The organism is Szabonella alba, from assembly GCF_016765775.1.
Lineage (GTDB): Bacteria > Pseudomonadota > Alphaproteobacteria > Rhodobacterales > Rhodobacteraceae > Szabonella > Szabonella alba.
Window position 1 is genome coordinate 1 of the sequence record NZ_JAESVN010000032.1, and the last position, 3,226, is coordinate 3,226.

Sequence of the window (3,226 nt, forward strand, 5' to 3'; positions counted from 1 at the left end):
GCCAAGCCCGCCATAGATCGTATCGGCTGCATCGCCGCCCCGGATCGTGTCATTCCCGGCGCCGCCGCCGATGAAATCGCCGCCATTGCCTGCAAAGATCAGGTCATCTCCGCCATTTCCGAACAGCTGATTGGTGCCGCTGCCGCCGCCATGGATGGTGTCATTACCGCTGCCGCCCTGAACGGTGTCATTGCCAAGCCCCCCCCAGAGGATGTTTGCCCCCGCATCGCCGAAAATCAGGTCATTGCCCGGCCCACCCCCGATGTTGTCATTGCCTGCCCCCCCCTCTATGGCGTCATCGCCCGCATTGCCCCGGATCGTGTCATTGCCCGCGCCCCCCCTTATCGTGTCATTGCCGTCCTGACCGCTGGCGGTGCCGCCCGTGTTGTCCAGAACGATCAGCAGTCCCTGCGGGGTGGATAAGGGCGCTGCCGGAATGAAGCGGCTGAAGGGCAACAGATCGGACTGGGTGAAATGGCTTGCCGGAAGTGTCTGACCCGTGGGGGTCAAGATCTCGATCATGGTCTCGCCGATGCGCAGGACCGCCCCATGGGCCATGGGCGTGATCCGGACCTGATCCAGACTGCGCAGCATCGGAAACAGGGTGAGGTCGATCCGGTCGGTTCCCGCTGTGTAATCGGCCAGTGTGATCTGCCGCGCGCCGGGACGGATCACGAAAACATCCTGCCCGGCGCCGCCTTCCAGCCGGACCGCCGCCCCGGGGCCTTCGGGGGACAGAAGAATGTCATTGCCCGCCCCGCCGCGGACCAGCGTGACCCCGTTTCCGGCGATCAGCAGATCATCCTGCGCCGTTCCTGCAAGCGTTCCGCTGCCGCCTTCGCGCAGCACGCCCGGCAGATGGTCCAGCGCAAGCCGGGTCAGGCCCGCCTCCCGCGCACTGGCCAGGAAAATCTGTCCGCCCCCTCCGGCGACCGGCCCTGCCGCGAGGGCCACGGGTGCGCCAAGCACCATCGCCTCCGTATCGGCCAGTGCTGCCAGATGGATGAGACGCCCCCCGGGCAGCAGCATCAGAAGGCTCAGCCCGTCATCCGCCCCCCCCGCCAGGACAAAGACCTGGTCGCCCAGGGTCAGGGTTTCCAGCACCGTGACCGAACGGAACCGGGTCTCCAGACTGTCGGTCACATGATCGGTGGCCAGAAGCCCGCCCTCTGCCCCGAGCCGGAAGACCGTCAGCGAGGAACTGCCCGCGCTTGCCAGCAGGACATAGGCCTCCTCGCCAAGGCGAACGGTTTTCAGGGCCGAAGGGGCGGCAAAGCCGATGCCGCTTGCCGGCCCGTCGATCAGCGCGATCCGGTCCAGCGAAAGATCGGGCCGGATCCTGTAGCTGACCACCGCCTGTCCCGAAGCCGAGGCGGTGACAAGCAGCGATCCCGTGCCGAGGCGAACCATGTCCATATCCGTGACCGCGCCCCCGGCCTGCGGCACCGGGACGCCCGGAGCCTCGGCGGCGGGCCTGCCTGTGGTCGTGATCATGAAGGGCCGCAAGGCCCCGTCGCGCCCCACGGTCATTACAGCGGGGACCGCTGCCCCCTCGATCACCCGGATCAGGGCCAGATCATTGGGAAGCGCTGCGCCAGCCTGCCATCTGACAGCCGTTTCGGGCAGGTCCGCAGGGCCTGTCTGATAGGTCGAGGCAGCCCCCCCGATGAAGCCTGCGGGCATCAGCAGCGCCGCTGCGCCCGGCAGGGCCAGTTCGGCAAGGCCGGGGGTCAGACCTGCGACCGGCGCGGCCCCCCGCAAGGCGGCCTGCCCCAGCAGGGCCGGTGCGCCGGGACCGGCAGTGTCGAACAGCGCGATCCCGTCTCCGCTGCGGCTGATCGTGTAAAGCCGTCCGTCCCCGGACAGCAGCATATCCGAGATCGTTGCCAGCGGCAGGCCGCTGCTGCCCGCAAGCGTGGCCACATGGCGCAGCACCCCCATCGGCACTTCCCCTTTTCCAGGCACCCCTGTGCAGGAAAAAGGCATAGAAAGCAGAGCTTTCCCGAAGCTTTGGCAACTGTGTCAGGATCCGGGTCTTTCCAGAAGTTTTACCGAAATCTTTCAGGAAAACGGCCGAAAAGAGGATCTTACCAGCGGTCCACGCGACCATCCGGATGATATCCGCAACGCTCCATCAAGGGGCCGCACAGATCGTTGACGATCTTGCGGAACTCGGGCGCCAGCGGGTCCAGCCTGTGGCTGGTATCGATCATGCCGTGATATTTCGGCGAATAGAACGGATCGGCCTTTTCCCGTTCCGAAGGCTGATGGCCGCCGTTGTTCCAGATGCGGGCAGGGTCGATCCCGCCCATGCCGGTGAAGGCGCGCAGCTGGTCTGTCAGCCAGTCCTGCCCCAGATCCTCATAGCGGAAATGAAAGACGCTTCCCTCCATTGAGGGATCGTCGATATGGGTGTAGCTCAGCATGTAATCCCGGGCCAGCCGGTAGACCTGGACCGCATCCATGACCATGCCCGAGCGTGTATAGACCTCTTGCTGCGAGCGGATCACATCATGGGGATGGCGCAGCACGGTGACAAACTGACAGGGCCAATCAAGCACCGCTTTCACGGCGGTGAAATTCACGGTCAGAAGCGGGTCCTTCACGCAAAGCACCTTGGGCCGTTTCAGGGCCCGCCAGACCAGACCCATCGATTCCTGCGCAAGCTTGTTCACATGCCGGCGCAGATGTTCGGGAATCTGAAAAAAGGTGGGGGTATGGCTGTCCCATTGCGCCATGCCCACGACATAGGATTCGAAGATCGGGCGGACGAAGCTGATGGCATGGTGGTATTCATTCGTAGCGGGAGCGGTGCAGAGCAGAGCATGCGTGACACCGGTGCCTGAGCGGGGTGCGCCGCCGACAAAGATGACCTTCATGGGCGCAGTGGCGTCAGTCATGGACTTGCTCCGTCGTCTTCGGCCCTTCGGGCTCGGGCCGGGTCCGAACTGCTCTTTACGAGGCTCCGCAAGGCCCTGCCAGCCCGAATTGCATGGGCACGCTATTGCCCGCCTGCGGCTTCCTCCCGCATCATGTCCTCGATCGCCTCTCGCAAGGCCCTTGCGTGATCGGGGTTTCCGACGAAGCCGGGATTTGCGCCGGCCTGTTTCAGGCGGGTGCGGATGGCGTTGCGGCGGGCGGGGTCTGTGCCGAGGCTTCGGGCCAGCGCGATATAGTCTTCGGGCGTATCGGCCAGCAGCTCGGCAAAGCCGTGGCTGGCCACCAG

General features: G+C 65.2%; 3 protein-coding genes. All 3 read right to left on the bottom strand.

All coding sequences use genetic code 11. From position 1 onward, the window contains the following. The coding region (locus JL811_RS19730; RefSeq protein WP_273542514.1) for a calcium-binding protein at nucleotides 1–1,941 on the bottom strand (1,941 nt) is incomplete at its 3' end. Between the two features lie 146 nt (nucleotides 1,942–2,087). Next, on the bottom strand, nucleotides 2,088–2,900 hold the full coding sequence (locus tag JL811_RS19735; RefSeq protein ID WP_202690414.1) for a sulfotransferase: 813 nt from the start codon (nucleotides 2,898–2,900) through the stop codon (nucleotides 2,088–2,090). Between the two features lie 101 nt (nucleotides 2,901–3,001). Beyond that, nucleotides 3,002–3,226: hypothetical protein (locus JL811_RS19740; protein WP_202690415.1), on the bottom strand; the 225-nt coding region annotated here is incomplete at its 5' end.